Source organism: Streptomyces sp. NPDC090741, from assembly GCF_044769045.1.
In the GTDB taxonomy this organism is placed as follows: Bacteria; Actinomycetota; Actinomycetes; order Streptomycetales; family Streptomycetaceae; genus Streptomyces.
This window is the reverse complement of the sequence record NZ_JBIVXF010000016.1, coordinates 112,400-134,253: the sequence shown is the minus strand read 5'-3', so window position 1 is coordinate 134,253 and position 21,854 is coordinate 112,400. Positions and strand designations below refer to the sequence as shown.

Sequence of the window (21,854 nt, the reverse complement as noted above, 5' to 3'; positions counted from 1 at the left end):
ACCTACCGTTGCTGGTCATGCGGTTCCTTCACATGAGCGCTCGGCGCCTCGGGCTGCCCAGACGGGCCGTCTCGCAGATCCTGCTGACCCAGCTGGCCATCGCCGCCGGGGTCGTCGTGCTGGCCACCGGGCTCTTCCTGGCCCCGCTCGGCGCGCAGCTCGACGACCAGGCCATGCGGCGTGCCCTGGCCATCGCCCAGAGCGCGGCGGCGGACCCGTCACTGGCCGCCGACCTCCTCGACTCAGGACCGACGGCAGACAGCCCGGTGCAGGCCTCGGCCGAGCGGATCCGCCGGGCCACGGGCGCCGAGTACGTGGTCGTCATGGACCTGGACGGCATCCGCCGCTCGCACCCCGGCACCGACCGGATCGGACTGCCCGTCTCCACCGACCCGAGCGACGCCCTCGCGGGCCGCGAGGTCATGGAGATCGACGAGGGCACCCTCGGCCGCTCCGCCCGCGGCAAGGTCCCGCTCATCGCGGCCGACGGGGAGATCGTCGGCGCCGTCTCCGTCGGCATCGCCTACGACAGCGTCCACGACCGGCTGCTCGGCGCCATCCCGGGCCTGCTCGCCTACGCGGGCGGCGCCCTCGCGGCGGGCGCGCTCGCCGCCTACCTGCTGTCCCGCCGGATCCAGCGGCAGACCCGCGACCTGGCCTTCTCCGATATCGCCGGACTGCTCGCCGAGCGCGAGGCGATGCTGCACTCCATCCGCGAGGGCGTGATCGCCCTCGACCGCGAGGGCCGGGTCAGGCTGGTCAACGACGAGGCCGCCCGGCTGCTGGGCCTCGCCCCCGACACGGCCGCCACTGTCGCCGGGCGCCCGCTGGACGACGTACTGGGCGCCGGCCGCACCACCGACGTCCTCGCCGGCCGCGTCACCGGCCGCGATCTGCTCACCGTCCAGGGCCCCAGGGTGCTGGTCGCCAACCGGATGCCCACCGAGGACGGCGGCGCCGTCGCCACCCTGCGCGACCGCACCGAGCTGGAACACCTCGGCCGCGAGCTCGACTCCACCAAGGGCCTGATCGACGCACTGCGCGCGCAGGACCACGAGCACGCCAACCGCCTCCACACCCTCCTCGGCCTGCTGGAGCTGGGCCTGCACGAGGAGGCGGTGGAGTTCGTCACCGAGGTCGTCGGAGTGCACCGCAGTACCGCCGAACAGGTCACCGAGAAGGTCCACGACCCGCTGCTGGCCGCACTCCTGGTGGGCAAGGCGACCGTCGCGGCCGAACGCGGCGTCCCGCTGCGGCTCGCCGACGCCACCTTCCTCCCCGACAGCCTCGTCGACCCCGGCGGGCTCGTCACCATCACGGGCAACCTGGTGGACAACGCCCTGGACGCGGCGGCGGGCTCCGCCGCGCCCCTGGTCGAGGTCGAGCTGCGCGCCGAAGGCCGTACGGCGATCCTCCGGGTACGGGACAGCGGCCCCGGCGTCCCGGCCGCCCGCCGCGAGGAGATCTTCACCGAGGGCTGGTCGACCAAGCAGCCCAAAGCCCACCGCGAGCGCGGGCTCGGTCTCGCGCTCGTACGCCGCCTCGCGGAGCGCCAGGGCGGCACGGCCCGGGCCGGCGAGGCAGCGGACGGAGGGGCGGAGTTCTCCGTCGTACTCCCGGAGGCCCTGCGATGAACCAGACCCCGATCCACGACATCCACGTATTGGTCGTCGACGACGACATGCGTGTTGCCCGGATCAACGCGGCCTACGTGGCGAAGGTTCCCGGCTTCCGCGTCGTCGCCCAGGCCCATTCGGCCGCCGAGGCCCTGGCCTGCCTGGACACCCACGTCGTGGACCTGATCCTGCTCGACCACTACCTCCCGGACGAGAACGGCCTGGACCTGGTCCGCCGGCTGCGCCAGCTCGGCCACCGCACCGACGTGATCATGGTCACGGCAGCCCGCGACCTGGCCACCGTCCAGTCCGCCATGCGCCTCGGCGCCCTCCAGTACCTGGTCAAACCCTTCACCTTCGCGGGTCTGCGCACCCGGCTGGAGGCGTACGGCTCCCTGCGCCGCACCCTGGAGACCGGCGGCGAGGCCGAACAGGCCGAGGTGGACCGGATCTTCGGCGCCCTCGCCGCGGCCGGCTCCCCGAACGAGCTGCCCAAGGGGCACTCCGCCACCACCGCCGAGCTCGTCCGCCAGGTCCTGCTCTCCGCCGAAGGCCCGCTCTCCACCCAGCAGGTCGCCGACCGCGCCGGCATCAGCCGCCAGACCGCCCAGCGCTACCTGAAGCTCCTGGAGCGCACCGGCCGGGTCACCCTGGCCCTGCGCTACGGCGAGACGGGCCGCCCGGAACACCGCTACTCCTGGCTCCCGTCCGAGAGCACGTGACCCGGCGGCCGGGGACGGGAGCCGCGCTCAGACGGCCCCGGCACCGGTCAGGGAACGGACCTCCGTCTCCGCGTACTTCGCCTCGTCCGGATCCTCGGCCGAGGTGACCGTGCCCATCCAGCCCGCCAGGAAACCCAGCGGGATCGAGACCAGGCCCGGGTTCTGCAGGGGGAAGAACTGGAAGCTCACGCCCGGGAAGAGGGAGTCCGGGCTGCCGGAGACCACCGGCGACAGGACGACCAGCACCACCGCGGGAACCAGGCCCCCGTACACCGACCAGACCGCGCCGCGCGTGGTGAACGCCCCCCAGAACAGCGAGTACAGCAGCACCGGCAGATTGGCCGAGGCCGCCACCGCGAAGGCCAGCCCCACCAGGAAGGCCACGTTCAGGTCCTGGGCGAGCAGCCCCAGGGCGATCGCCACCGCCCCGATCCCGACGGCCGCGACCCGGGCCACGGCGACCTCGCTGCGCTGGCGCGCGTGGCGGCGCTTGAGCGAGGCGTACAGGTCGTGCGCCACCGAGGCCGAGGAGGCCAGCGTGATCCCGGCGACCACGGCCAGGATCGTGGCGAAGGCGATCGCCGCCACGAAGGCGAACAGCACCGCTCCCCCGGTCGACTCCGCCCCGCCGCCCAGGAAGGCCGCGAGCAGCGGAACCGCCGTGTTCCCCGAGGCGTTGGAGGCCCGCACCTGGTCCGGGCCCAGGAGCGCGGCCGCGCCGAACCCGAGCACGATGGTCATCAGGTAGAAGCCGCCGATCAGCGCGATCGCCCACACCACCGACCGGCGTGCCGCCCGCGCCGTCGGCACCGTGTAGAAGCGCGACAGGATGTGCGGCAGCCCGGCCGTCCCGAGGACCAGCGCGAGGCCGAGGCTCATGAAGTCGAAGCGGGAAGTCCAGTCGGCGCCGTACTTGAGCCCCGGGCTCAGGAACCGCCGCCCGTGCCCGCTGCGCTCGGCGGCGCTGGTGAGCAGCTGGCCGAAGTCCCCGTGGAAGCGCAGCAGTACGAGCACGGTGAGGGTGACCGCCCCGCCCATGAGCAGCACGGCCTTCACGATCTGGATCCAGGTGGTGGCCCGCATGCCGCCGAAGGACACGTAGACCACCATCAGCGCGCCGACGCCGATCACGGTCAGCGTCCGGGCGGCGGTGCCCGAATCGCCGAGCAGCAGGCCCACCAGGCTGCCCGCGCCGACCATCTGTGCGACGAGGTACAGCACCGAGACGGTGACGGAGGAGGCGCCGGCGGCGATCCGTACGGGCCGCTCGCTCATCCGGGCCGCGACCACGTCCGCGAGGGTGAAGCGCCCGCAGTTGCGGACCAGTTCGGCGACGAGGAAGAGCACGACGAGCCAGGCGACGAGGAAGCCCACCGAGTACAGCAGGCCGTCGTAGCCGAAGAGCGCGATCAGGCCGGAAATGCCGAGGAAGGAGGCGGCGGACATGTAGTCGCCGGCAATGGCGAAACCGTTCTCCATCGGGGAGAACAGCCGCCCTCCGGCGTAGAACTCCTCGGCGGAACCGTGCCGGTTGCGGCTGACCCAGGTGGTGATGCCCAGGGTGACCGCGATGAAGAGGCTGCACAGGATCAGGGCGAGCGTCTGGTGTTCGGTGGTCACCGGCCGGTCCCCCGGCTCTGGTTGCGGTTCCGCTCCTGGTCGCGCTCCTGCTCGAAGACCGTCCAACGCAGGTCGAGTGCGGCCCGGTCCCGGCGCAGCCGCGCGTGCCGGGCGTACGCCCAGGTCAGCAGGAAGGTGCTGAGGAACTGGCCGAGGCCCGCCAGCAGGGCCACGTTGACGGCCCCGACCACGGGGCGGGCCATGATGCCGGGCGCCATGGTCGCCGCGACCACGTAGGCGACGTACCAGAGGAGGAATCCGGCGGTCGCGGGGACGACGAACCCGCGGTAGCGGCTGCGGACCTCCTGGAAGGCGGCGCTGCGCTGCACTTCGCGGTAGATGTCGGACGCCCCGGGCGCGGCCCGGCCTCCGGCGGCCGGACGCGGGGGCGGCGGATCCCCGCCCTCGCCCTCCCCCCAGCCGACGGCGAGCGCGTCGTACCAGGGGTCGTCGAGCCGGATCGTTCCGGCATCGGGACCTTCGTGCTTGTCCACCGAACTCTCCTTGCCCGCTGCCGCATTGGCCGCGTGCTCACAAGGATGTGCGGTATGGACGTTTTCCGGACTGGTGTCCCGGTGCTCTTCACTCCAACAGGTGATGGAGCGAAGAGCACCGGTGTGCCGTGGTGCCGGTGTGCCCGCCGGTCAGGCGTCGATGCGCGAGCGGTCCAGGGTCGCCGCGGAGCTCGTGATGAACTCCTTGCGCGGCGCCACCTCGTTGCCCATCAGCAGGTCGAAGACCTGCTCGGCGGAGTCCAGGTCCCCGATGTTGATCCGGCGCAGCGTGCGGAACCGGGGGTCCATCGTGGTCTCCGCCAGCTGGTCCGCGTCCATCTCGCCGAGGCCCTTGTAGCGCTGGATCGAATCCTTGTACCGGACGTTCTTGCGCTGGAATTCGAGCAGGGTCTGGCGCAGCTCGCCGTCCGAATACGTGTAGACGTACTTGTCCTGGCCCTTCTTGGGCTGGACGAGCTCGATCCGGTGCAGCGGCGGCACCGCGGCGAAAACCCGGCCCGCCTCGACCATCGGCCGCATGTACCGCTGGAAGAGCGTGAGCAGCAGGCAGCGGATGTGCGCGCCGTCGACATCGGCGTCGACGAGCAGGACGATCTTGCCGTACCTCGCGGAGTCGATGTCGAAGGTCCGGCCCGAGCCGGCCCCTATGACCTGGATGATCGCGCCGCACTCGGTGTTCTTCAGCATGTCCGAGACCGACGACTTCTGGACGTTCAGGATCTTGCCGCGGATCGGCAGGAGCGCCTGGAATTCCGAGTTCCGCGCGAGCTTGGCGGTGCCGAGCGCGGAGTCGCCCTCGACGATGAAGAGCTCGCTGCGCTCCACGTCGTCGCTGCGGCAGTCGGCCAGCTTCGCGGGCAGCGAGGAGGTCTCCAGCGCGGTCTTGCGGCGCTGCGCCTCCTTGTGCTGGCGGGCGGCGATCCGGGTCCGGGCGGCCGCGACGATCTTCTCCATCACGGCGCGGGCCTGCTGCTTGTCGTCGCGCTTCGTGCTGGTCAGGAAGGCCTTGAGCTCCTTGGCGACCACGGCCGCGACGATCCGGGCGGCCGCCGAGGTGCCGAGCACCTCCTTGGTCTGGCCCTCGAACTGCGGCTCGGCCAGCCGGACGGTGACGACCGCTGTCATGCCCTCCATCGCGTCGTCCTTGACCACGTCGTCCTCGGCGACGCGGAGCAGCTTCGCCGAGCGGAGCACCTCGTTCACGGTCTTGGCGACCGAGCGCTCGAAGCCGGTGATGTGGGTGCCGCCCTTGGGCGTGGCGATGATGTTGACGAAGGACTTGACCTGGGTCTCGTACCCGGTGCCCCAGCGCAGGGCGATGTCCACGCCGAGCTCGCGGGTGACCTCGGTGGGGGTCATGTGGCCGCGCTCGTCGAGGACGGGGACGGTCTCCTTGAAGGTGCCCTGGCCGGTCAGGCGCAGCACGTCGCAGACGGCCTTGTCCTGCGCGAGGTACTCGCAGAACTCGCTGATGCCCCCGTCGAAGCGGAACGTCTCCTCCGTCTTGCCGGCCCCGTCTATGGCGCGCTCGTCGCGGACGACGAGGGTCAGACCGGGGACGAGGAAGGCGGTCTGGCGGGCACGCTGGTAGAGAGTGTCCAGGGAGAGCCGGGCGTCCTTGAGGAAGATCTGCCGGTCGGCCCAGTAGCGGACCCGGGTGCCGGTCTTGCCCTTGGCGACGCGCTTGACCTTGCGCAGGCCGTTGGCGGGGTCGAACGGGCTGTCGGGGCCCTGCTCGGTGAACATCCCCGGGACACCGCGGCGGAAGCTGATCCCGTGGGTGGAGCTGTTGCGGTCCACCTCGACGTCCAGCCGGGCGGAGAGGGCGTTGACCACGGAGGCGCCGACGCCGTGCAGGCCGCCGGAGGCCGCGTACGAGCCGCCGCCGAACTTGCCGCCGGCGTGCAGCTTGGTCATGACGACCTCGACGCCGGACAGCCCGGTCTTGGGCTCGACGTCGACGGGGATGCCGCGGCCGTTGTCGCGGACCTCGACCGAAGCGTCCTCGTGGAGGATCACCTCGATGTGGTCGCAGTAGCCCCCCAGGGCCTCGTCCACGGCGTTGTCGATGATCTCCCAGAGGCAGTGCATGAGGCCTCGGGAGTCGGTGGAACCGATATACATGCCGGGGCGCTTGCGGACGGCCTCGAGGCCTTCGAGGACGAGCAGGTGCCGCGCGGTGTAGTTGGAGCCGTCCCGGTCTGCTCCGGACAGCAGCGCGCTGGAAGGCACGGACGTGTCGGCGGTCACGCAGTTCGCTCCTCGCTGAATTTCTTTTTCTGGCCCGTCGGGCGCAGGGTGGCTCGGTTGCCCGTCGAAGGGTACCGAGGCCTGGTAGAGCCGATGCAACGCCACCCTCGCGCCTTCACCAGCCTAGTGCAGGACCGCACGGGTGTTCGATCCCCCGGTCGGGTGAAGCAAACATCACGTTCCCTTCCAGGCATGAACCATTTAGGGTTCGGGCACGTCCTCATGAACAACCGGCACTCAGCCGGGGAGGACGGAACTGCTACAAGCGAACGACTGACAACGCGAAACCGTAAAGCAACGCAATACGGCTCCTTCGCCGCCAACCGGCAGCAGCCGGCCAGCTTCGGAAGGAAGTTTCGAGGAAAAGCCGCGAGCGGGAACGTTTTCGGCCTGGTTGGATGTTGACCCTGGTACGACAGCTCGTCGAGCTAGAGAAGAGGCGACGTGACTACTGTTCTGACACCCGCGACCCCGCTGACGGCCGCTGACCGATGCGACCGTTGCGGCGCCCAGGCATATCTGCGCGTCGTCCTGCTGAGCGGCGGTGAACTGCTGTTCTGCGCCCACCACGGGCGTAAGTTCGAGCCGGAACTCAAGAAGATCGCCGCGGATATACAGGATGAGACCGAGCGGCTCACGTCCGCTCCGACGGCCAATGCCGACACCGAGGACCGCTGACACAGGCCTATACCTCGCATCCGACGAGCCAGGACCGGCCAGGCCGGTCGACGGGCGGCACCCCTGAAACCCAGGGGTGCCGCCCGTCCTCATGTCCGGACACCCCCTAGCGGCCCCCGGGCCGGTGTTTCCCCCCGGGTGCTCCCGCGGCGCCCTGCGCCTCTGCCGCCGCATGCCCCCGTACGGGCCGTGCGGCCGGTCCGGAGGCCCTTTCGGCACCCCACGCGATGTCGTGGCCGTCGCTTCGCCGCGGGGCCGCCTCCGGGGCCGTCACGAAGCCGGTGAGCGGCGCGATCTTCGTGTAGACCCCCGGGCTGTCCGGGCGCCCGCAGCCGCGCCCCCAGGACACGACCCCGATGAGCCTGCCCTGGGCGACCAGCGGCCCGCCACTGTCCCCCTGGCAGGCGTCCCGGCCGCCGTCGCGGTGTCCCGCGCACACCATGGACTCCGGCCGGTACTGCCCGTCGGCGTCTCCCGGGTAGGCGCGCCGGCAGACCTCGTCCGCCAGCACCGTCACGCGCGCGGTGCGCAGCGCGTACGCGTAGTCGCCGAATCCGCTCGTATCGCCCCAGCCGTACACGGCCGCCTCACCGCCCGCCGCGTAGCCGGGATGCCCCGCCCCGGCCATCGGGAGCACGTAGTGCGCGGGCACCGCCTCGGCGAGCTCCAGCACGGCCAGGTCCCCGGCATTGCTGCGGGCGTCGTACGCCGGGTTCACCCGGGCCGAGCGGATCGCGATCTCGCGGCCCTCGGCCGCCCGCAGCTCCGTACGCCCGGTGATCACCCGGAAGTCGGGGACGGACTCGACGGGGCCGCCCAGCACCTGGCGGCCCAGGCAGTGGGCCGCGGTCAGCACCTTGGTCGGGCCCACGACGACACCCCCGCAGAACTGGCCGCCCCGCGTACCCCCGAACCGGTCACGGCTGGCGAGGGCCACCACCCACGGGCTGTCGGCCGCCTTCACCGGCTTCCCGCCGATCACCACACTGTCCGCGGCTGCCTGCGGCGCCTGGGCCAGCGGCGCCGCGGCCGCTCCCGCCACCAGGGTCAGCGCGCCCGCCAGAGCACGGGAAAAGGGACGACGCATGAGGCCTCCTGACTCTGAGTGTGCATGACTCCACCCAGGGTGGGACGCCAAGTGGCCGTGCGCACCCGCGCACGGCCACCTCCGTACAGCCACTTCCGTACGGCCCCCGGCCCGATCGCCTCGGGCCCGGCCGGTCCGGTGATCAGTCCAGGTAGTCGCGCAGGACCTGGGAGCGCGACGGGTGGCGCAGCTTCGACATCGTCTTGGACTCGATCTGGCGGATCCGCTCGCGCGTGACGCCGTAGACCTTGCCGATCTCGTCGAGGGTCTTCGGCTGGCCGTCGGTGAGGCCGAAGCGCATCGAGACCACTCCGGCCTCGCGCTCGCTCAACGTGTCGAGCACCGAGTGCAGCTGCTCCTGGAGGAGCGTGAAGCTCACGGCGTCGGCCGGGACGACCGCCTCGGAGTCCTCGATGAGGTCGCCGAACTCGCTGTCGCCGTCCTCGCCGAGCGGCGTGTGCAGGGAGATCGGCTCGCGGCCGTACTTCTGGACCTCGATGACCTTCTCGGGGGTCATGTCGAGTTCCTTGGCCAGCTCCTCCGGGGTGGGCTCGCGGCCCAGGTCCTGGAGCATCTGGCGCTGCACGCGGGCGAGCTTGTTGATGACCTCGACCATGTGCACCGGGATACGGATGGTGCGGGCCTGGTCGGCCATGGCACGCGTGATCGCCTGGCGGATCCACCAGGTCGCGTACGTGGAGAACTTGTAGCCCTTGGTGTAGTCGAACTTCTCGACCGCGCGGATCAGGCCCAGGTTGCCCTCCTGGATCAGGTCCAGGAAGAGCATGCCGCGGCCCGTGTAGCGCTTGGCCAGCGAGACCACGAGGCGGAGGTTGGCCTCCAGCAGGTGGTTCTTGGCGCGGCGGCCGTCCTCGGCGATGATCTCCAGCTCGCGCTTGAGCTTGGGCGCCAGCTTGTCGGAGTTGGCCAGCTTGTCCTCGGCGAACAGGCCCGCCTCGATGCGCTTGGCGAGCTCGACCTCCTGCTCGGCGTTGAGGAGGGGGACCTTGCCGATCTGCTTGAGGTAGTCCTTGACGGGGTCGGCGGTGGCGCCGGCCACGGCGACCTGCTGGGCCGGGGCGTCGTCCTCGTCGTCGGAGATGACGAAGCCCTTGCTCTCGCCGCCGTCCTCCTCCTCTTCGGCTTCCGCCTTGGCCGCGCCGGGGCCCTCCTCGGAGGTCTCCTCTTCGCCGGCCTCGTCGGCGTCCTTCTTGGCGGCGGTCTTCTTCGCCGCCGTCTTCTTCGCGGCGGTCTTCTTGGCGGGGGCCGCCTTCTTGGCCGCCGTCTTCTTCGCCGCGGCCTTCTTCGCGGCGGGCTCGGTTCCGGGCTCCTCCGCGGGAGCGTCCACGGGCTGCTCCGGATCCACCGTCTCGGCCGCGGGTGCCGCGGCGGCGACGGTCCGCGCGGCCGTCGTCTTCGCCGCGACGGTCTTCGTGGCCGTCCGCTTGGCCGGGGTCTTCGCTGCGACGCTCTTGCGGGTGGTGCGCTTGGGCGACTCCGCGGCACTGACCATCAGCGTCACACCCTCTTCCTCGAGGATCTGGTTGAGGCTGCGCAGAACATTCTTCCACTGGGTCGCAGGAATCTGGTCAGCCTCGAAGGCCCGACGCACGTCATCGCCGGCGATCTGCCCCTCGGCCTTGCCCCGCTCGATGAGCGCCATCACAGACTCGGAATCGGCGATCTCCGGCGGGAGCGTACGGGATGTGCTGGCCGACACGAACAACCTCTCGGAACGATGGGAACGGCTTCCGACCCCGGCCGGATGGTGCTGGACCGGAGCCGACGACCACCGACGGGGGATGGGCCGGGGGCGCGGGCAGGGGCCGGGGAGCTGCACAGCACCCGCAAGGGCTGCTGTCTTCCCTCCGTCGGCCATCACCTCTCTAGGTCATCGCTCGACCTCGCGGAGTGTTACGCCCAATCTTCGTGGCCCGAGTCACACCCCGACCGCCCGACCGCCCCGGCGCCCGCGCCGCCGTCCGTCCGCGCGTCAGTGCTCGCGCGGGGCGGGGACCACGCGCTCGACCTCCGGGTGCACCGTCAGGAGCTGGCGCATGGCGTTCTCGGCACCCACGGCGTCGCCCGCCGCGAGGGCCTCGACGATGCGCGCGTGGTGCGCGACGCACGTCTCGCCCGGGCGGTCGCAGGCGGTGATGGGGCTGCCGGAGACCTGCAGGGCCGAGGAGACGATGCTGGAGAGGTGCTCCAGCATGCGGTTGCCCGCGACCTGGATGAGGAGTGCGTGGAACTCGTTGTCGGCGCGCGCGAAGGTGATGGCGTCGCCCTGGCCGAGGGCGTGGCCCATGATCTCGACCATGTCGGCGAGGCGCTGCTGGATGTCCGGGCGTCCGTGGCCGGCGGCGAGGCGGGCGGCGAGGGGTTCGATGGTCCAGCGGAGCTCGTTGAGCTCGCGGCGCTGGTCGTCGCGCTGGGGGCCGAAGGCGCGCCACTCGATGATGTCGGGGTCGAGCAGGTTCCAGTCGGCGACGGGCCGGACGCGGGTGCCGACGTTGGGGCGGGCGCTGACGAGGCCCTTGGCCTCCAGCACGCGCAGCGATTCGCGGACCACGGTGCGGGAGACCTCGAAGCGCTGGCCGATCTCCTCGGGGACCAGGGGGCGGTCTGCGCCGAGGTCGCCGGAGACGATCATCTGGCCGAGCTGCTGGACGAGTTGGCCGTGCAGTCCGCGGCCGCGGCTGCCTGCCGCGCGGCGGCCGACCCGGCTCAACTCGACGTCGGCGCCGTCCCAGTGGGGTGCTGCGACGCGGTCGGTCCCGGAGGCCTCCGCGTAGGGGTAGCGGTCGAGTTCGCCCGGGCCGGCGAGGCCGGAGTCGGCATGGCGGGCGGTGGTCATCATGGTGTGCGCAAGGGTACTCACGAATCCTTTGTCGGCCGTGCCCGGATGACCCTTGAGGTCTTTGGTGAAAAGCACACGAAAGGGTGATCGGTGCCACCTACGCAATTGACGACTTATCGTAAAGAACCGGGCTCTTTGCGGGGAGTTGTGGTCCGGTTCACGTGATGTGGACGGGATCGGTCCCGTTCAGACTTTCTCCGGTACCGCAGCGATCACCAACGGTCCTTTACCAACGGACGCGGCTGCGCAGTCCTGTGAACCCATAGGCGCACAACAGGACCATCAGCGACAACAGCAGCGCCGTGCCGACAGGTTGGGCCATCACCCGCAGGGCGCCCAGGACCAGGCGGTCCGCCTCCGGGGGCCACTGCGCCCAGGCCAGGCCGCGCAGCCGGGCCGCGAGCCCGCGAGCCGCGTACGCGGAGGGCCCGTCCAGCGCCTTGCGTACGAGCGGTACGACGATGACCGGTACGGCGAGCACGGCGGCCAGGCCCGCGACCGCCGACCGGAAGACACCGGAGGCCAGGACCCCGGCCCAGGCGCAGCCGACGAGCAGCCCGGCCCAACTCACGGCCGGGGAGAGCCATTCCCCGGGGGCGCGCAGCGGGCCGCGGTCGAAGACGAGCTTCAGGGCGGCGGCGTCGGCGGTGACCGCGAGGGCGCCGAAGGCCAGGGCGAGGGCGGCGCAGACCACGAGCTTGGCGGCGAGCAGGCCCATGCGGCGCGGCACGGTGCCGCGGTCGGCGGCGAGCGCGGGGTAGCGGTACTCCTCGCCGAAGGCCAGGGCGCCGAGCAGTCCGGCGCCGAGGGCGGCGGGGGGCAGGGGCAGCAGCTCCGGCCAGGCTGCGAGCAGCCGGTTCTGCGGGGTGCCGCCGGCCCGGGCCAGCACCAGGGCGGTGATGGCGGAGACGGCGACGACGACGGCCGCGGTGAGGAGGGGCGTGGCCGTCCCGAAGGCCCGGCACAGTTCGTAGCGCAGCGGCCGCAGCGGTCCGCCCACCCGGCGCACCGTGGAGGCCGGCCGCGCACTGCGGGGGTCGGCGGTGGCGGCGGTGGCGGCCGGATGCGCCGGGGCCGCGCCGCCCGGCTCGGTGCGCGCCTGCGGCACCGGCGGTACGGGCGGACACGGCGCGCCGGCATCCCCGGTCTCGTCGGCGAGCTGGTGGACCAGCACGCCGTGCCGGAACGCCGCCTCGCCCACCTCCGCGCAGCTGCTGCCGTACACCGACAGGCGGCTGCCGCTCTCCTCGACGATCTCCACCGCGCGCTGGGCGGCCCGGGCCTCCCGGCCCAGTACGTCGGCCAGCCGGGCGGCGTACGGGCTGCGTACGGCGACCCGCGGCCGCAGCCGGGTACGGGCGAACTCGGCCGCGTCCTGGTCGGCGACGAGCCGGCCCGCCGCGATGCTGACCACCCGGTCCGCACTGCGGGCGGCCTCCTTGGCGTCGGCGGTAGTGAAGAGCACCGCGCCGCCGAGGGAGGCGTGTCCGCGCAGCAGCCCGTGGAGCCAGCCGCGTTCGCGGGGCGAGAGTCCGGCTGCGGGCTCGTCGAGGAGCAGCGTGCACGGGTCGGCGAGCAGGGCCGCGGCCAGCGCCACCCGGCGCTCCATACCGAGCGAGAGCGAACCGAGCCGCTGGTCGCGCAGGCCCGCGATGCCGACGACCTCCAGCATGGTGTCGGCCCGGGAGGCCGGCACCCCGGCGGCGGCGCACAGCATCCGCAGCTGGCTCAGGACGGTCCGCGACGGGTTGCCGGGCACATCGCCGAGCAGCACCCCGACCTCACGGCCGGGATACGGGATCCGGTGCAGCGGGCGGCCGCGGAAGTAGGTGACGCCGCGGCCCGGTTCGAGTTCGAGCATGAGCCGCAGTGCGGTGGTCTTGCCCGATCCCGGTTCGCCGAGGAGGGCGGTCACGGTTCCCGGGCGGGCCTCGAGCGTGAGGTCGTCCACCAGGGGCGGGAGGTCTCGACGGGGTGTGCTGGTGAGTCCGATGGCCTGGAGCATCGCTTCTCTCGCGGGGGGTGAGACCGCTCTGCGGCATTGTGAGTACCGCAAACAAGATAACGCGATATGTCCGATTTTCGGGGTAGCCGGGGCCCGTTCGCGTCCGTGTCGACCCGTCAGACTTCGGGGCGCAGCATCGGCGGGTTGAGCAGGGTCGCCCCGCCGGCCCGGAACAGCTGGGCGGGCCGGCCGCCCTGACGGGTCGTCGTCCCCCCGGCCGGGACCAGGAACCCGGGGGTCCCGGTGACCTTGCGGTGGAAGTTGCGCGGGTCGAGGGCCACGCCCCATACGGCCTCGTAGACCCGGCGCAGCTCGCCGACGGTGAACGCGGGCGGGCAGAACGCCGTGGCCAGCGAGGAGTACTCGATCTTGGAGCGGGCCCGCTCCACGCCGTCGGCGAGGATCCGGGCGTGGTCGAAGGCGAGCCCCGCGGCCGCCTGGTCCGAGGCGGCCAGGAGTTCGTCGACGGGGGCCCAGCGCGCGCTGTTGGCATCTCCGCCCGCCCGGGGGGCGGGCAGGTCCGGAGCCAGGACCAGATGCGCGACGCTGACGACGCGCATGCGCGGATCGCGCTTCGGATCCCCGTAGGTGGCGAGCTGTTCGAGGTGCGCCCCGTTGTCCGCGCCCGGCTCGGCCGGGTCGTGCGCGCACAGACCGGTTTCCTCGGAGAGCTCGCGGGCCGCGGCCGCGGCCAGGTCCTCGTCTTCGCGGACGAAACCGCCGGGCAGGGCCCAGCGTCCCTGGAAAGGCTGCTCACCCCGCCGGACGACCAGCGCACAGAGCGCGTGACGCCGCACGGTGAGCACGACCAGGTCGACGGTGACAGCGAAGGGCGGATAGGCCGACGGGTCGTAGGGCGACATGCCGCGATCATAGTCGTCTGCCTGACGATAAACAGAGCTTTGGTCATCCCGGAAGCAGCGGTCGCGAGGCTACCCGCCCAGTTGGAGCGCATCGGCTGCCTCCTCCACCATGCCGAGGCCGAGCCGGCTGATCCGGACGGCGAACGGTTCCCCCGAGACCCGCAGGTCACAGAAGCGCAGGGCGCCGAGGGGAGCGCCGGGCAGCGGGACAACGGCGACCGTGCCGGCGGGGGCGTCGGGGCGGAGCCCGGCGAGGGCGGTCAGCGCGTGCACCCCGGCGGCCGCGGCCACCGCGGCGGGGCGGCAGGCCGCCGGGTGCGGGAGCGGCGCGCTGCCCGCGGTGCGCTGCTCGGCGGCGTACATCTCCGGCAGCCGGTACCCGAAGCTCTCCGCGGCGTCCAACAGACCACGCAGCAGACCGGCGGCCTCCTTCTCGAAGCCGGCCTGGGCCAGCCCGGCGACCGCCACGGCGCTCTCGTACGCCCGCACCGCGCCCGAGCGGTGGCCGAAGGGATTGTGGCCCGGCTCCCGGGACGCCATGCTCCGCAGCCCCCAGCCGGAATCCATGGCGGGGGCGCCGAGGAGGCGGGCGAGCTGCTCCGTGCGGACCCGGTCCAGCAACCCGGGGGCGAGGCGGCCGCCGCCCAGCAGGCCGGTGTCCAGGAGGTGGGCGGCGGCCCCCGTCAGCCGGGGCAGCGGCCGCCCGTCGGGATGCAGGGCCGCGGCGGGCCGGCCGCCGTCCGGGCCGTCGATCCAGAACCCGTCCCGGAACCGCTTGCGGAGCGCGGCGGCCCACTCCCGCCACTCCTCGGCGCCGGGCCGCCCGCATCCGGCGAGCAGGTCCGCCCCGAGCAGCGCGGCCCGATGGGCGTGGGCCTGGGTCTCGCAGCGCCGCGGCCCGGGATCGGGATCGGCCAGGAAGCCGTCGGCTCCCAGGGCTCCGCGCAGCCAGTCCAGGCACCGCTCGGCCGCCGGGAGGAGCCGGGCCACCTCCTCCTCGGGCAGCCCCCAGCGCCGGGCCTCGGCGAGCACCGCCGGGAAGGCGAGGGTCGCCTCGGTGCCGGTGCACCCCGGCGGCAGCTGCGGACCCGCCCCGCGCAGCGGCCCCGGGATCTTCCCGGCGTCGGGGCCCCGGCCGCCGGTCTGGGTCCGGGCCAGGGTGCGCAGGGTGGCTGCCGCGAGCCCGGTGCCGAGCGGGAGCGCCATCCTGGCGGCCCAGAGGGACTCCGCCGGAGCCAGCCCGAGCCGCCACGGCACCCCGGCGGCGAGGAAGGCGGCGGCCGGCTCCTCGCGATCCCGCATCAGCAGCGCGCCGAGGTCCTCCACACTGCGGCGGAACCAGGTTTCGACCCTCGGGTCGTCCCCCTCGGCGCGGGCGTCGGCCAGCGGGTTGGCCACCTGCCCGGCAGGGGCCCGTGAAATGCGCTCCTGCGTGGTCCGCAGCTCGATCGTGCGGGACTCGCCGGGCCCCAGTTCGAGCTGCCAGCGCAGCAGCCCCGCCGAGGCGAGCGCGTCGTCCGGGGCCGGCTCGGCGGCCGTGATGGCCTGGGCCTCACCGCTGCTCCAGCGCAGCCCGGCGGCATGCACCCCGGCCGGCAGTTCGGGCCCGGCCCGGCCTGCGGCCACCGCGGCCAGCTCGGCCAGGTCGGTGCCGAGCAGCAGCTCCACGGGCAGGCGCAGCGGCCGGGTCGTGAAGCTGCGCACCGTGATCCGCTCGGTGCCGTCTGCGTGCCGGACCCGCTCCACCCCGATGTCGGGATCGGGCCCCGCGTCGGCCCCGGTACGGACGGTCGCGGTGAAGGAGGCCCGGTCGGAGCCGAGGCTGCGCCCCTGGACGGCGACCGGCTCCCGGCCGCCGACCCGGAGCACGCAGCGGGAGAGCAGCCTGCGCCCGGAGCGGTAGATCCCGTCGATCCCCCGCCCGGTCAGCTGGCCGTGCTCCGGCGAGATGACCAGGCAGGGCGCGGCGACGCAGATGACGGTGCCGTGCACGGGCGGCAACTCGGTCCTGCGGGCGGGCGGTACGGAGTGGGCCATGGGTCGCCTTGTCTGGGCTGTCTGCGCGCCGGCCTGTTTCGCTGGGCGGCGGCGCGGCCGGGCCCCCGCCACCCTCCAGCTGAACGGCCCCGCCCCCGCCCGGGTCACGGGCCCCGGTGGCGGCAGCGCCCGTACTGGGCCGTGCCGGTGACGGAGCCTGCGCCGCAGGGTGGTGACGGCGGCGTCCCGGATGCGCCGCACGGAACTCCGCGCGCCCCGGCCCCGGTCCGGGCTCACTGGTCGCTCCCCGCGGTGCGGCGGGGCTCCCGGCGGGGCTGCGCTTCCCGGCGACCCGGGGGGCGGGTGGTGGCCGCGGAGCGCTTGCGGCGCGGTTCCCGGCGCCGCCGCTCCTCCCGCAGGCAGGCCCGCAGCCCCTCCGGGTCGATGCCCTCGTTGCAGGCGTGGTGGAGCAGTTGGGCGAAGCGGTAGTCGGCGTCGGCCCGCAGGGCCAGCCCCAGGGCGATCCGGGCCGTCGGCTCGTCCCCGGCGGACCACGAGACCCAGCCGGCGAGCGTGAGCGGGGCCGCCGCGTGCTCGCCGTAGGCCCCGACGCAGCGGCGGGCGAGCGCCCGCCACAGCCGCAGGGCGGGGGCCGCCTCCTCGTCCTCCATCCACTCGGCGGCGACGTCCCGGATCTCGCGGTCCTGGAGGCCGAGGATCACGGTGGCTGCCTCGTCGTGGCCGAGCAGCGCGTCGTCCCAGTCGTCGGCTTCCGGTCCGCCGTCCACGGGCGGGGCGAGGGTCATCCGCCGCATCAGCGTGCGGGCCAGCGTGACCGTCTCCGCGCCGACCTCCTCCCGGGTGGCCCCGTCGAGGATCTTGGGCACGAGGACGGCGGCCGCCCGGTCCAGGGCCCGCTCCATCTCCTCCGCCGCACCCCCGCGCAGCGGTACCAGCCGGCCCTCGATCTCCCGGAGGGAGCCCCGGACCTGGAGTCCGGCGAAGGTCGCGGTCGCCGCCATCACCGAGGTGCCCGTCGCGGCCAGCGGGCTGCCCTCGGCGGGGCAGCAGCGCTCATCGGGACAGCAGTAGGACCAGTACCGGCCGGCAGAGATGCAGAGCGCCTCCATCACGGGCACGTCGAGGGCGCCGCAGGCCAGCCGGATGCGCTGGGCCAGCGGCCGCAGCCGGGTCATCACCCGCTGGCCGCTCTCGCCCTCCGCCGGGTCCTGACAGAGGAAGACGACGATGCCGTCGGGCTTGGCACCGCGCCGCTCGCTGCCCCTGACCAGGCAGTCGGCGACCTGCCGGGCGGTGTCCTCCCATTCGGCCGGGGCCGTGGGGATGCCGACGCGGAGCCGGCCGCCGAAGCGCCCGCCCTCGCCGTGCACGGTGACCATGACGAGGGAGTCGGTCGGATGGAAGCCGAGCATGTAGGGCAGCGCGTCGGCCAGTTCGGCCGGGCTGCGCAGGGTGATCCGAGGGTCGAGGGCGGGTCCGGACGGGTTGATGCCGGGCCGGTCGGACGGGGTGCGTGATTCGCGGTCGTTCGTCATGCCCCGACGGTCCCGCGGACGATCAGATCCCGAAAGCCCTGTGGATAACTCTTGACCGTTCAACATCCACAGGCTCGGGCCGCCCTTGACACGATGTCAGAGCCATCGGGTTCCATGGGGGCATGAACGCATATCCGTCACGTCCGCCACGCCCTGCTTCCCGGCGACCGGCAGCCGGTCCAGGGCCGCCGGGAGTTCCGCGCGCCGGCGGATGCCGAGCTTGCGGTAGGCGTTGGTGAGGTGGGTTTCGACGGTGCGCCGGGCGAGGTGCAGGAGCTCGCCGATCTCGGAGTTCGTCCGGCCGCCCGCGGCGAGCTCCGCGATGCGCCGCTCACTGCCGGTCAGCGCGGCCGGGCCGGTGTACGGCGTCGCGGCGCGGCGGGCACCGCCCTCACGCAGCACGTGTTCGGCCACGGCGCGCAGGCGGACCGCACCGATGCGCTCGGCCCGTTCGGCCGCCTCCCGCAGCGGATCGCGGGCCCGTGCCCGGTCTCCGGCGGCGACGAGCTGCTGTCCCTGGGCGATCAGCGCCGGGATCAGTTCCGTCTCCGCCGGGGTGTCCCGTAGCAGCCGTACGGCCTCCTCGGCCAGCCCGAGGCCGCGCAGACCGCCCGTCGCCGTGCCCAGGACGCGCAGGCAACGCCCCACCAGGCGCGGTGTGTTCCAGACCGTGGCCAGCCGCAGCTCCTCGTGGGCCAGGGCAAGGGCCTCCTCCGGCCGGCCCAGGGCCAGCCGGCATTCGGCCGCGGCGGTCCGCCACGGAGTGACGACCGGACCGACGACGTCGCGTTCCGCCTGGCGCCGCCCGCACTCCAGGAAGTCGTCGAGCGCACCGGCCGGATCGCCGCACGCGGCACGCAGACGACCGCGGGCATACAGGAAGCGGGGCAGTTCCCCGGAGTCGGACGCGTCCCTCGGGTCGCTGCGGTCCGCGAGCGCCGCGGCCTGCTCCGTTCGGCCGGTCTCCACCAGCGCCAGGACAGCGGCGGCAGCCTCGCTCATCGGCGGGCGCGCGTCGCCGACGGCCTGGAGAGCCTGGCGCACATCGGGCTCCGCGAGCCATGCGGCATGGCCGCCCCGTGCGGCGGCGAGGTCGGCCCGTACGTTCAGCAGCTCCGTGCGCATGGGATGCAGCAGCGCGGCGCGCTGCCCGGCCAGAGCCCGTTCGGCCAGGCGCTCGGCCTCGTCCAGTTCGTCGGCCCACAGGGCCACGGCTGCGGACGCGCCCAACAGAATCGTTTCCGCAAGCGGGTCGGCCGGGGCCTCCAGCAAGGCCCGGACGCGTTCCATCGCCGCCCGGGCCGAGAGCAGGCCGGCCGTCGCCTCGTACCGCGCCAGCAGCGCCTGTCCGGCCGTGCCGACCAGGCCGGGCGAGCGCGCGGACGTCTCGCGCAGCCGGCCGTACACCTCGCGCCGTACGGCCTGATCGTGGTCCGACAGCAGTGCCGAGGCGGACCACAGTGTGCGCGCGAGGTCCGGGTGGTCCGTCAGCTGCTCCTCCAGGGAGCGCAGTACGCCCACGGCAGCCCGTACCTCGCCCCGTCCGGCCAGTGCCGTACCGAGCGCCATCGCCGAACGCACCCGGTCCCTGGGCGTGTCCGCCACCTGCACGGCCTCGGCCAGCCGGGGCAGGCCGGCCGCCGACCGGCCGCCCGTGAATTCGAGGGAGCCCAGTTCGGTGAGGACCGCGGCCCGGCGGGCGGGCGGCATCTCCTCGTCCAGCGCGCGGCGCAGGAAGCCCGCGGCGTCCTCGGTCCGGCCCGCCCCGACCGCACGGGCCGCGGCGTCGAGCAGGACATCGGCGGCCCAGGTCCCGAAGGGCGCGGGCGCCCGCAGCAGCTGTCCGGCCACGGCCTCCGCGCCCGCGCCGCGGCGCAGCATCACCTCGGCCGCCCTGCCGTGGGCCGCCTTTCTCCGGTCACCGGACCAGCCGCTCACCACGGCGTCCCGCAGCAGCGGATGGGCGTAGCAAGGGCGGCCGTCCGGGTCCGGGCGCAGCAGCCCCAGGCGGGTCATGGCGGTGAGCCAGCCGTGGGCCCGGGCGCCGTCGGCGCCCGTCATGTCGGCGAGCAGCCCGGCCTCGCCGTCCTCGTGGGCTTCCGGCTGGCGGTCCTCGCCACGGTCCCCGCCACCGCCACCGTCCCCGCCGCCGTCCCCGTGACGGCCGTCGTCACGGCCGTCGCTCACCACGGCGAGCGCGCGGGCGACGTCGACCGTGGAGCTCCCCGCGCTGTCCAGCCACCACGAGACGGCGGCGGGGTAGGCGCCCGGATACAGGGCAGCGCAGGTGTCCGGCACCGCCGGGGTACCGGCAAGGCCGGGGGCCTGGGCCCCGAGGTCCTCCAGCAGGGCGTGCAGCAGCAACGGATTGCCCGCGCCGGCCCGCACCACGTCGTCCACCCATGCGGGGGAGGCCACCGCGCCGGCCACCGAACGGACCAGCTCCGCCGCCCCGTCCGGGCTCAGCGGGGTCAGGGTGTGGGTGCGGACGAGGCGGGGCGGGAGCGCGTGGGCGAGGCCCGGCGCAGGCGGTTCGACGTCGTACTGGCTGCGCTCGGTCGCCACGAGCAGCACCGGCAGCCGTTCCACCAGCCGCGCGGCTTCGATGAGCCAGCCGCGCGAGAGCGGGTCGGCGAGCTGGACGTCGTCCACGGCCAGGAACAGCGGGGCCTCTTCGGTCCATTCGAGCAGTGCGCGCCACAGCCAGGCGGCCCGTTCGCGGTGGATCGCGGCGGCGGAGTCGGCTTCGTCCGGCGGTTCCGCCGTGGGGCACGCCAGTTCCGGTCCATCATCGAACAGTTGCTTAACGGCAGCGAACGGCGTGACAGGCCCGGATGAACAGCGGGCCCGCAGCACCCACATGCCGTGCGCCGCCGCCTGCTCGCCGACCGCCTCCAGGAGCGCGGTGCGGCCGCTGCCCGTGGTCCCCTTCAGCAACACCAGCCCACCGGAGCCGGACCGGGCACGCTCGGCCTCGGCGGCGACCATCGCCATGGCCTCTTGGCGCTCGTAGAGCGCTCCCGGTACGGAGGTGGCGGACATGGCTGACTCCCGATGTCGTGGATGCCTAGTGGTCGGCCCGGTGGTGTGGCTCGTGGTTCTCCACGATTGTCCGACGGACCGCCGGTACGCGAGCGTGATGACTGTCCGTCTGTCACGCAACTCACAACGCGGGCAGGCGCCACGCCGACCTAGGGGACCACTTGACCACCTCATTCGTGACCGCAAAGACCGGATCGGCCAGGGTCTCCGGGGCCGCCGGGACGGCCGGGACGACGGCCGGGACGACGGGAACGACCGGGACGGCCCGGACGGCTGACGGCTCGGCGGCGGTTCCGGGACACCGGATCCGCGTCGTGGTCCACGCTCCGGATCCGATCTCCCGGGCGGGGGCGGTCAGCCAACTGCGGCAGCATCCCGTGATCGACCTCCGCGACGAGGCGGAGACCGGACCCGGGACCGTGGCGGTGCTGATCGCCGAAACGCCGGACGAGACCACTTTCGCGCGGCTGCGCAGACTGGTTCGGGGCGAAGGCACCCGCGCCGTCCTCGTGGTGAACAGCGTGCGGGAGGCCGAACTCCTCGATGTCATCGAGTGCGGTGTCGGAGCCGTCGTCTGGCGCCACGAGGCCACCACGCACCGTCTGCTCCAGGCCGTGCTCGCGGCCTCGCGGGGCGACGGCGACCTCCCCACCGACCTGCTCGGGCGGCTGCTCGGCCAGGTGCGCATGCTCCAGCGCTCCGCCGCCGGACGGACCGGCGCGCCGGTGACGGGGCTGACGGCGCGCGAGGCGGATGTCCTGCGGCTGATCGCGGAGGGGCTGGACACCGCCGAGATAGCCGACAAGCTCTCGTACTCCGAACGTACCGTCAAGAACGTCATGCACGGGCTGACCACCCGTCTGCACCTGCGCAACCGGGCGCATGCCGTGGCCCACGCCCTCCGTGAGGGCTACATCTAACCGCTGCATGTGACCGACCGCTGCATGTGACCGACCACTGCATGTGACTGACCGCTGCGCATGACTGCCGGCTGCGCATGACTGCCGGCTGCATCTGCCCCCGAGGGCAACGGCCCAGGGCCGTCCGGACGCCGGGGTCCGCC

Annotated in this window: 15 protein-coding genes; 4 read left to right on the top strand and 11 right to left on the bottom strand. The window is 73.4% G+C overall.

What is annotated here, in order from left to right:
• Positions 1-32 precede the first annotated feature (32 nt).
• On the top strand, positions 33-1,634 hold the full coding sequence (locus ACIQU4_RS33590) for an ATP-binding protein (RefSeq protein ID WP_403738869.1): 1,602 nt from the start codon (positions 33-35) through the stop codon (positions 1,632-1,634).
• Positions 1,631-2,338: a response regulator gene (locus ACIQU4_RS33585; protein WP_403738867.1), complete on the top strand. Its 708-nt coding sequence runs from the start codon at positions 1,631-1,633 to the stop codon at positions 2,336-2,338. The genes ACIQU4_RS33590 and ACIQU4_RS33585 overlap by 4 nt, the downstream gene beginning before the upstream one ends.
• Before the next feature lie 27 nt (positions 2,339-2,365).
• On the opposite strand, the gene ACIQU4_RS33580 is transcribed toward ACIQU4_RS33585, so the two are convergent.
• The 3 genes from ACIQU4_RS33580 to ACIQU4_RS33570 all read right to left on the bottom strand — a co-directional run bounded on the left by ACIQU4_RS33580 (position 2,366) and on the right by ACIQU4_RS33570 (position 6,723).
• Entirely contained in the window at positions 2,366-3,958 is a 1,593-nt protein-coding gene (locus ACIQU4_RS33580; RefSeq protein ID WP_403738864.1) for a cation acetate symporter, read from the bottom strand.
• A complete protein-coding gene (locus ACIQU4_RS33575; RefSeq protein ID WP_403738861.1) occupies positions 3,955-4,452 on the bottom strand; it encodes a DUF485 domain-containing protein in 498 nt (165 codons plus the stop codon). Before ACIQU4_RS33575 ends, ACIQU4_RS33580 begins: the two co-directional genes overlap by 4 nt.
• Positions 4,453-4,602: 150 nt before the next feature.
• Positions 4,603-6,723: a type IIA DNA topoisomerase subunit B gene (locus ACIQU4_RS33570; RefSeq protein ID WP_403738859.1), complete on the bottom strand. Its 2,121-nt coding sequence runs from the start codon at positions 6,721-6,723 to the stop codon at positions 4,603-4,605.
• 444 nt (positions 6,724-7,167) lie between these two features.
• On the opposite strand from ACIQU4_RS33570, the gene ACIQU4_RS33565 reads away from it, so the two are divergent.
• A complete protein-coding gene (locus ACIQU4_RS33565; protein ID WP_030154305.1) occupies positions 7,168-7,401 on the top strand; it encodes a hypothetical protein in 234 nt (77 codons plus the stop codon).
• 106 nt (positions 7,402-7,507) lie between these two features.
• On the opposite strand, the gene ACIQU4_RS33560 is transcribed toward ACIQU4_RS33565, so the two are convergent.
• From ACIQU4_RS33560 to ACIQU4_RS33525, 8 genes are all read right to left on the bottom strand, one after another.
• A complete protein-coding gene (locus ACIQU4_RS33560; protein WP_403738856.1) occupies positions 7,508-8,488 on the bottom strand; it encodes a S1 family peptidase in 981 nt (326 codons plus the stop codon).
• 142 nt (positions 8,489-8,630) lie between these two features.
• Positions 8,631-10,214: an RNA polymerase sigma factor gene (locus ACIQU4_RS33555; RefSeq protein WP_385584976.1), complete on the bottom strand. Its 1,584-nt coding sequence runs from the start codon at positions 10,212-10,214 to the stop codon at positions 8,631-8,633.
• Positions 10,215-10,481: 267 nt separating this feature from the next.
• A complete protein-coding gene (locus tag ACIQU4_RS33550; protein WP_403738853.1) occupies positions 10,482-11,423 on the bottom strand; it encodes a FadR/GntR family transcriptional regulator in 942 nt (313 codons plus the stop codon).
• Positions 11,424-11,574: 151 nt separating this feature from the next.
• Positions 11,575-13,353, bottom strand: coding sequence for an ATP-binding cassette domain-containing protein (locus ACIQU4_RS33545; protein WP_403738850.1), 1,779 nt, complete (start codon positions 13,351-13,353; stop codon positions 11,575-11,577).
• A 116-nt stretch (positions 13,354-13,469) separates the two neighbouring features.
• A complete protein-coding gene (locus ACIQU4_RS33540; RefSeq protein WP_403738847.1) occupies positions 13,470-14,216 on the bottom strand; it encodes an NUDIX hydrolase in 747 nt (248 codons plus the stop codon).
• A 69-nt stretch (positions 14,217-14,285) separates the two neighbouring features.
• On the bottom strand, positions 14,286-16,253 hold the full coding sequence (locus ACIQU4_RS33535; protein ID WP_403738844.1) for a glycogen debranching N-terminal domain-containing protein: 1,968 nt from the start codon (positions 16,251-16,253) through the stop codon (positions 14,286-14,288).
• 233 nt (positions 16,254-16,486) lie between these two features.
• A complete protein-coding gene (locus tag ACIQU4_RS33530; RefSeq protein ID WP_403738842.1) occupies positions 16,487-17,749 on the bottom strand; it encodes a DUF4192 domain-containing protein in 1,263 nt (420 codons plus the stop codon).
• Between the two features lie 96 nt (positions 17,750-17,845).
• Complete coding sequence (locus tag ACIQU4_RS33525; RefSeq protein ID WP_403738839.1) at positions 17,846-20,791, bottom strand: AAA family ATPase; 2,946 nt, start codon at positions 20,789-20,791, stop codon at positions 17,846-17,848.
• 305 nt (positions 20,792-21,096) lie between these two features.
• On the opposite strand from ACIQU4_RS33525, the gene ACIQU4_RS33520 reads away from it, so the two are divergent.
• Positions 21,097-21,711: a LuxR C-terminal-related transcriptional regulator gene (locus tag ACIQU4_RS33520; RefSeq protein WP_403739027.1), complete on the top strand. Its 615-nt coding sequence runs from the start codon at positions 21,097-21,099 to the stop codon at positions 21,709-21,711.
• Positions 21,712-21,854: the final 143 nt, after the last annotated feature.

Bases quoted from the DNA above. Each gene is read 5' to 3' on its own strand.
- ACIQU4_RS33590 (WP_403738869.1), top strand. From the start codon at position 33: ATGAGCGCTCGGCGCCTCGGGCTGCCCAGACGGGCCGTCTCGCAGATC.
- ACIQU4_RS33585 (WP_403738867.1), top strand. From the start codon at position 1,631: ATGAACCAGACCCCGATCCACGACATCCACGTATTGGTCGTCGACGAC.
- ACIQU4_RS33560 (WP_403738856.1), bottom strand. From the start codon at position 8,488: ATGCGTCGTCCCTTTTCCCGTGCTCTGGCGGGCGCGCTGACCCTGGTG.
- ACIQU4_RS33545 (WP_403738850.1), bottom strand. From the start codon at position 13,353: ATGCTCCAGGCCATCGGACTCACCAGCACACCCCGTCGAGACCTCCCG.
- ACIQU4_RS33540 (WP_403738847.1), bottom strand. From the start codon at position 14,216: ATGTCGCCCTACGACCCGTCGGCCTATCCGCCCTTCGCTGTCACCGTC.
- ACIQU4_RS33535 (WP_403738844.1), bottom strand. From the start codon at position 16,253: ATGGCCCACTCCGTACCGCCCGCCCGCAGGACCGAGTTGCCGCCCGTG.
- ACIQU4_RS33530 (WP_403738842.1), bottom strand. From the start codon at position 17,749: ATGACGAACGACCGCGAATCACGCACCCCGTCCGACCGGCCCGGCATC.
- ACIQU4_RS33525 (WP_403738839.1), bottom strand. From the start codon at position 20,791: ATGTCCGCCACCTCCGTACCGGGAGCGCTCTACGAGCGCCAAGAGGCC.